This window comes from Synechococcus sp. H55.2 (assembly GCF_047462495.1).
GTDB lineage: Bacteria > Cyanobacteriota > Cyanobacteriia > Thermostichales > Thermostichaceae > Thermostichus.
The window spans coordinates 1-7,680 of the sequence record NZ_JANSJH010000112.1 but is presented as its reverse complement, the minus strand read 5'-3'; the positions used below and the strand labels follow the sequence as shown (position 1 = coordinate 7,680).

The window sequence follows — 7,680 nt, the reverse complement described above, 5'->3', positions numbered from 1 at the left end:
CTGGGAGAGGGGCCGGGGGTGAGGGCTCCCCCTCCACAGGCCACAAAGCCTCTGGCGGCAAATGGATCCACACCGCCTGCCCGGGCGCAAACATCTGGTGGGGGTTCACCCACGCCTCTAGGTTGCCCCAGCCGGTTCGGAGCTGCAGCCGGCGCTGAGGGCCCGCAAAGCGCTCCGCCACCACCTGGGCCGGGAAAACATTCTCGGCCAACCCCGGCGGCTGGGGAAACACCTGCACCTGCTCCGGGCGCACCGTCAGCCGCACCTGACCTTGGAGGGGCACAGCGCTTTTTAAGAGGATCCCGGTGCTGAGGCGAAGTTGGTGACCTTCCCCCTGAGCATCGAGAAAATTGACCCCGCCAAAAAAGCGGGCAACCCGCTCGGAGCGCGGCCGCTGATAAAACTCCGCCGGGGATCCCACCTGGTGCAACTGCCCCGCAAACATCAGGCCAATGCGGTGGGCCATGGCCGTGGCTTCCACTTGGTCGTGGGTAACCAGCACCGTCGTCACACCCGTTTCCGCCTGCAGCTCCCGGATCAAGGCCTGCATCTCTTGGCGCAGGTTGGCATCCAAAGCCGATAAAGGCTCATCCAACAGCAGCAGCTTGGGCCGGATCACCAAGGCCCGCGCCAGGGCCACCCGCTGCGCCTGTCCGCCCGAAAGCTGACTGGGCCGGCGCTGAGCAAACCCGGCCAATTGTACCCGCTCCAACATGCGCAAGGCCGCTGCCTCTCGCTCTGCCCGGGGAACACCCCGCATCTTCAGGCCAAAAGCCACGTTTTCCCCCACGCTCAGGTGGGGAAACAGACGGCTGTGCTGGGAGAGCAAAGTCACGCCGCGCCGCTCTGGTGGCCGAGGGTTGAGCAGGATCCCGTCCAGCCAAATTTCTCCCGGATGGGGCCAGGGATCCGGCTCCAGCAGGCCGGCGATGAGATTGAGAGTGGTGGACTTACCACAGCCCGATGGGCCCAGCAGGGCGAAGATCTCCCCTGGCTCCACTGTCAAAGACAAGTCCCTCAGGGCAGGGATCCCTTGCTTGTGGAAGCGTTTGCTGAGATGGCGAAGAACAAGGTGGCCCATGCTCAGGTTACGCGGCTAGGGTTAGCCAATCCGTTCCGCTGTCAGTCGTATCCCAGATGCTCGACCCTCAAGCTGAGAAAAGCCTAGAACAAAAAGTATCGTTGCGCCATCGGCAGGACTTCTGCCGGCTCACAGGTGAGCAATTCTCCATCGGCCCGTACTTCATAGGTCTCCGGGTTGACCTCGATGTGAGGGGTGCTGCTGTTGAGTTTCAAATCCGCCTTGCCGATCTCGCGGCAATTCTTGACCGCTACGGCCCGGCGTTGGATCCCCAGTTTTTCTGGGATCCCCAGGTCTAGGGCAGCCTGGGAGACAAAGAGCAGGCTGGTCTCGCTCAGGGCGCGGCCAAAGCTGCCGAACATAGGCCGAGGGTACACCGGCTGCGGAGTTGGAATCGAGGCGTTGGGATCCCCCATTTGGGCATAGGCAATCAAGCCCCCCTTCAGGACGATCTCCGGCTTAACCCCAAAGAAAGCCGGCTTCCACAGGCACAGATCCGCCAGCTTGCCCACCTCTACCGAGCCGATGATGTGGCTGAGGCCCTGGGCAATGGCAGGGCAGATGGTGTACTTAGCTACGTAACGCTTGGCCCGAAAGTTGTCGTTGCGGCTGCTATCCTGCGGCAGAGGCCCCCGTTGCACTTTCATTTTGTGGGCGGTTTGCCAGGTGCGAATGATCACTTCTCCCACCCGGCCCATGGCCTGGGAGTCGGAAGAGATGATGCTGAGGGCCCCCATGTCGTGCAAGATGTCTTCGGCGGCAATGGTTTGGGGGCGAATGCGGCTTTCGGCAAAAGCAATGTCCTCTGGCACCTCTTTGCTCAGGTGATGGCACACCATCAGCATGTCCAGGTGCTCTTCGATGGTGTTGCGGGTAAAGGGACGGGTGGGATTGGTGGAGCTGGGCAGCACGTTGGGCTCGGAAGCAATGCGGATGATGTCGGGGGCGTGCCCACCTCCGGCCCCTTCAGTATGAAAGGTGTGAATGGTGCGGCCATTGATGGCGGCGATGGTATCTTCCACAAAGGCCGACTCATTTAAGGTATCGGTGTGGATCAGGGTCTGGATGTCGTATTCATCCGAAACCTGCAGACAGCTATCGATCACCGCCGGCGTCGATCCCCAGTCTTCGTGGATCTTCAGCCCGCAGGCCCCCGCTTCCACCTGCTCCCGCAGAGCTTCAGGAAACGCCGCGTTCCCCTTGCCAAAAAAGCCCAAGTTGACCGGAAACCCTTCCGCCGCCTGCAACATCTTCCCCAAGTTCCAGGCCCCCGGTGTGCAGGTGGTGGCGTTGCTGCCTGTGGCCGGCCCGGTTCCGCCACCCAAAAGGGTAGTCACTCCCGAAGCGATGGCAAACTCGCACAGTTGAGGACAAATGAAATGCACATGGGCGTCGATCCCGCCTGCCGTCAGGATCAAGTTTTCGCCGGCAATCACCTCGGTGCTGGGGCCAACCACCATGCCTGGTGTCACCCCCGTCTGGATGTTGGGGTTGCCGGCCTTGCCGATGCCGACAATGTAGCCGTCGCGAATGCCCACATCGGCTTTGACGATGCCCCACCAGTCCAAGATCAGGGCGTTGGTGATCACCAGATCCAGAGCCCCGTTGGCGCGGGTGGCCGTCGGCGATTGCCCCATGCCGTCGCGGATGGTCTTGCCGCCGCCGAACTTAATCTCCTCGCCGTAGGTGGTGAAATCCTGCTCCACCTCGATGATCAGCTCGGTATCCGCCAGACGCACTCGATCCCCTACTGTGGGGCCGTAGTTGCTGACGTACTGGCGACGGGGAATTTCCAGAGTCATAGAAGGACATCTGCGCAGGAAGCTGTCAGCTTTCTACCACATATCCCCACCCAGAGGATCCCTTGCTGCCCGTTGCCCAGTTCTCAGCGTTCATTTCACCAGAGCAGATTGGGTTGGTGAAAATTCGTTACATATATTTACATCTACAATTGGAAAAACGATTGCCAATCGACGCCGACCCCGATCAGACAAGGGATTCCTCGTTTAATTATTGTGAAGCGACGGGGGGTTTACAAACCCTGACCTATAATGCCTGGTAAGTCCCGCCCTGGGGGGTTTCCTGACGATGGGCGGGAATGCTTCGTTCCTTGTCGCAAGAGAGGAGTTCTTGATGACAACTACACCCAAGGAGCGAGAGCCAAAGGTTAAGGTGACGGTTGATATCGATCCGGTTCCCACCTCATTTGAGAAATGGGCCAAGCCGGGACACTTCGATCGCAGCCTGGCGCGTGGCCCCAAGACCACGACCTGGATCTGGAACCTCCACGCTCTTGCTCATGACTTCGATAGTCACACCAGCGACCTAGAAGACGTCTCTCGCAAGATCTTTTCTGCGCACTTCGGCCACCTGGCGGTGGTCTTTGTCTGGCTGAGCGGCATGTACTACCACGGCGCTCAGTTCTCCAACTACTCCGCTTGGCTGGCGGATCCGATCAATGTCAAGCCCAGCGCCCAAGTGGTCTGGCCCATCTTCGGCCAGGAGATCCTCAACGGCGATGTGGGCGGCGGCTTTGAAGGGATCCGCATCACGTCGGGCCTATTTCACCTCTGGCGGGCTGCCGGCATCACCAATGAGTTTCAACTCCTCTGCACCGCTATTGGTGGCTTGGTGATGGCTGGCCTCTGCCTGTTTGCCGGCTGGTTCCACTACCACAAGCGGGCTCCCAAGCTGGAGTGGTTCCAGAACGTGGAGTCGATGCTCAACCACCACCTGGCGGGCCTGCTGGGGCTGGGCTCTCTGGCCTGGGCCGGTCACCAAATTCATGTGGCCATCCCCATCAACAAGATGTTGGATGCGGGCGTGCCGGCGGCTCAGATCCCTCTGCCCCACGAGTTCATCCTCAAGCCGGCCCTGATGAAGGAGATGTTCCCCAGTGTGGATTGGGGCTTCTTCAGCGGGGTGGTGCCTTTCTTTACGTTGGACTGGGGCAAGTACGCGGAGTTCCTCACCTTCAAGGGGGGCTTGGATCCGCAAACCGGCGCCCTCTGGCTGACGGATCAGGCCCACCACCACCTGGCCATTGCCGTGCTGTTTATCGTGGCGGGCCACATGTACCGCACCAACTGGGGCATCGGCCACTCCATTAAAGAGATCCTGGAAGCCCACAAGGGTCCCTTCACCGGCGAAGGCCACAAGGGTCTCTACGAAGTGCTGACCACCTCCTGGCATGCCCAACTGGCCATCAACCTGGCCATGGTGGGATCCCTGAGCATCATCGTGGCCCAGCACATGTACGCCATGAACCCCTACCCCTACATGGGCATCGACTACGCCACGCAGATCTCCCTCTTTACCCACCACATGTGGATAGGGGGACTGTTCATTGTTGGCGGCGCTGCCCACGGGGCCATCTACATGGTGCGGGACTATGACCCGGCGGTGAACCGCAACAACGTGCTGGATCGGGTAATCCGCCACCGCGACGCCATCATCAGCCACCTGAACTGGGTGTGTCTGTTCCTGGGCTTCCACGCCTTCGGCTTCTACGTCCACAACGACACCATGCAGGCGCTGGGCCGTCCGCAGGACATGTTCTCGGACACCGGTATCCAACTGCAGCCCATTTTTGCCCAGTGGATTCAATCCCTGCACACCAACGCCATCGCCAGCACCGCTCCCTACGTGGGCGCTTCGGTAAGCCCCATCTTCGGCGGCGACGTGGTGGCCGTGGGCGGCAAGGTGTCCATGATGCCGATGGTGCTGGGCACGGCGGACTTCATGGTGCACCACATCCACGCCATGACCATCCACATCACGGTGTTGATCCTGCTCAAGGGGGTGCTCTTTGCCCGCTCTTCCCGACTGATCCCCGATAAGGCCAAGCTGGGCTTCCGCTTCCCCTGCGACGGGCCAGGCCGCGGCGGCACCTGCCAGGTCTCCGGCTGGGATCACGTCTTCCTGGGGCTGTTCTGGATGTACAACGCCATCTCGATTGTGATCTTCCACTTCAGTTGGAAGATGCAGAGCGACATCTGGGGCACCGTCAACCCGGACGGCACGATTGAGCACATCACGGGCGGCAACTTTGCAGCCAGCGCCGTCAACATCAACGGCTGGTTGCGGGACTTCCTGTGGGCGCAATCGGTGCAGGTGATCAACTCCTACGGCTCGGCGCTGTCGGCCTATGGGCTGCTCTTCTTGGGCGCCCACTTCGTCTGGGCCTTCAGCTTGATGTTCCTGTTCAGCGGCCGTGGCTACTGGCAGGAGCTGATTGAGTCGATTGTCTGGGCGCATAACAAACTGAAAGTCGCTCCGGCCATTCAACCCCGCGCCCTGAGCATCATCCAGGGTCGGGCGGTCGGTGTGGCCCACTACCTGCTGGGTGGGATCGTCACCACGTGGGCGTTCTTCCTGGCACGGTTTGCCGCACTCGGCTAAGGCAAGGAGGAAGAGAGAATCATGACAACTGCAACTCGTTTTCCGCAATTCAGCCAAGACCTGGCCAGTGATCCCACCACTCGACGTCTGTGGTATGGCATTGCCACCGCCCATGACTTCGAGACCCACGATGGCATGACGGAGGAGCGGCTTTACCAAAAGCTGTTTGCCACCCACTTCGGCCATCTGGCGATCATCTTCCTGTGGGCCTCGGGCAACGTCTTCCACATCGCCTGGCAAGGCAACTACGAGCAATGGGTGGCCAACCCCACCGGCGTCACCCCCATCGCCCACGCTATCTGGGATCCCCAGTTCGGCAAGGCGGCGGTGGAAGCCTTCACCCAACCTGGGGGCGGTGGCCCTGTCAACGCGGCCTACTCCGGCCTCTACTACTGGTTCAACACCATCGGCCTGCGCACCAACGGCGATCTCTACACCGGTGCCATCGGCCTGCTGTTGTTGGCGGCGGTGTTCCTGTTTGCCGGCTGGCTGCACCTGCAGCCCCGCTTCCGGCCCAGCCTGAGCTGGTTCAAGAACGCTGAAGCCCGCCTCAACCACCACCTGGCCGGCTTGTTCGGCGTCAGCTCGCTGGCCTGGACGGGCCACCTGGTGCACGTGGCCATCCCCGAGTCGCGCGGTCAGCACGTGGGCTGGGACAACTTCCTCACCACGCTGCCCCACCCGGCGGGACTGAAGCCCTTCTTCACCCTTAACTGGGGGGTGTATGCCCAGAACCCAGATACGGCCAACCACGTCTGGGGCACGGCAGAAGGGGCGGGCACGGCCATCCTCACCTTCTTGGGCGGCTTTAACCCCAACACGCAGTCCCTGTGGCTGACGGACATGGCCCACCACCACCTGGCCATTGCGGTCATCTTCATCGTCGCTGGCCACATGTACCGCACCAACTGGGGTATCGGCCACAGCATCCGCGAGATCCTGGGCGCCCACAACCCGCCCAAGGGCACTCCCTTCGGGGGCCTGTTGGGCGAAGGGCACAAGGGCCTCTACGACACGGTCAACAACTCCCTGCACTTCCAGTTGGCGTTGGCGCTGGCTTCTTTGGGAGTGGTGACCTCGCTGGTGGCGCAGCACATGTACGCCCTCAACCCCTACGTGTTCATGTCCATGGATCACACCACGGAGGCGGCTCTCTACACCCATCACCAGTACATTGCTGGGTTCTTGATGGTGGGGGCTTTTGCCCATGGGGCCATCTTCCTGGTGCGGGACTACGATCCCGAAGCCAACAAGAACAACGTGCTGGCGCGGGTGCTGGATCACAAGGAGGCGATCATCTCCCACCTGAGCTGGGTATCGCTGTTCTTGGGCTTCCACACGCTGGGGCTGTACGTCCACAACGATGTCATGCAAGCCTTTGGCACGCCGGAGAAGCAGATCCTGATCGAGCCGGTGTTTGCTCAGTTCATTCAAGCTTCCCACGGCAAGATGATCTACGGCATGGACGTGCTGTTGTCCAACCCGGATAGCATCGCCTCTACGGCTTGGCCCAACTACGGCAACGTGTGGCTGCCCGGCTGGCTGCAAGCCATCAATGACCCCAATGGGTTCCTCTTCCTGCCCATTGGCCCTGGCGACTTCCTGGTGCACCACGCCATTGCTCTCGGCCTGCACACCACGACGTTGATCCTGGTCAAAGGGGCGTTGGATGCCCGCGGCTCTAAGCTGATGCCGGACAAAAAAGACTTCGGCTACAGCTTCCCCTGCGACGGGCCGGGTCGGGGCGGCACCTGCGACATCTCCGCCTGGGATGCCTTCTACCTGGCCATGTTCTGGATGCTGAACACCATTGGCTGGGTGACCTTCTACTGGCACTGGAAGCACCTGGGGATCTGGAGCGGCAACACCGCCCAGTTCAACGAGAACTCCACCTACCTGATGGGCTGGCTGCGGGATTATCTCTGGGCCAACTCGGCTCAGTTGATCAACGGCTACAACCCCTACGGAATGAATAACCTGGCGGTTTGGGCCTGGATGTTCCTGTTCGGCCACTTGGTCTGGGCGACTGGGTTCATGTTCTTGATCTCCTGGCGCGGCTACTGGCAAGAGCTGATCGAGACCCTGGTCTGGGCGCACGAGCGCACCCCCTTGGCCAAGCTGATCCGCTGGAAAGATAAGCCGGTGGCTATGTCGATTGTGCAGGGTCGGTTGGTGGGTCTGGCCCACTTCACGGTGGG

The 7,680-nt window shown here is 61.1% G+C and carries 4 protein-coding genes; 2 read left to right on the top strand and 2 right to left on the bottom strand.

Features of this window, described 5'->3' with window-relative positions:
• Nucleotides 1-1,081, bottom strand: a 1,081-nt coding sequence (locus NW844_RS11360) for an ABC transporter ATP-binding protein (RefSeq protein ID WP_414335745.1), incomplete at its 3' end; no start/stop codon positions are given.
• Between the two features lie 83 nt (nucleotides 1,082-1,164).
• Complete coding sequence (ureC, locus tag NW844_RS11355; RefSeq protein WP_414335744.1) at nucleotides 1,165-2,883, bottom strand: urease subunit alpha; 1,719 nt, start codon at nucleotides 2,881-2,883, stop codon at nucleotides 1,165-1,167.
• A 331-nt stretch (nucleotides 2,884-3,214) separates the two neighbouring features.
• On the opposite strand from ureC, the gene psaA reads away from it, so the two are divergent.
• Together psaA and psaB are read left to right on the top strand one after the other, a co-directional pair.
• On the top strand, nucleotides 3,215-5,482 hold the full coding sequence (gene psaA, locus NW844_RS11350; protein WP_414335742.1) for a photosystem I core protein PsaA: 2,268 nt from the start codon (nucleotides 3,215-3,217) through the stop codon (nucleotides 5,480-5,482).
• Nucleotides 5,483-5,503: 21 nt separating this feature from the next.
• Nucleotides 5,504-7,680, top strand: a 2,177-nt coding sequence (gene psaB, locus NW844_RS11345) for a photosystem I core protein PsaB (RefSeq protein WP_414335741.1), incomplete at its 3' end; no start/stop codon positions are given.

Bases quoted from the DNA above. Each gene is read 5' to 3' on its own strand.
- ureC (WP_414335744.1), bottom strand. From the start codon at position 2,883: ATGACTCTGGAAATTCCCCGTCGCCAGTACGTCAGCAACTACGGCCCC.
- psaA (WP_414335742.1), top strand. From the start codon at position 3,215: ATGACAACTACACCCAAGGAGCGAGAGCCAAAGGTTAAGGTGACGGTT.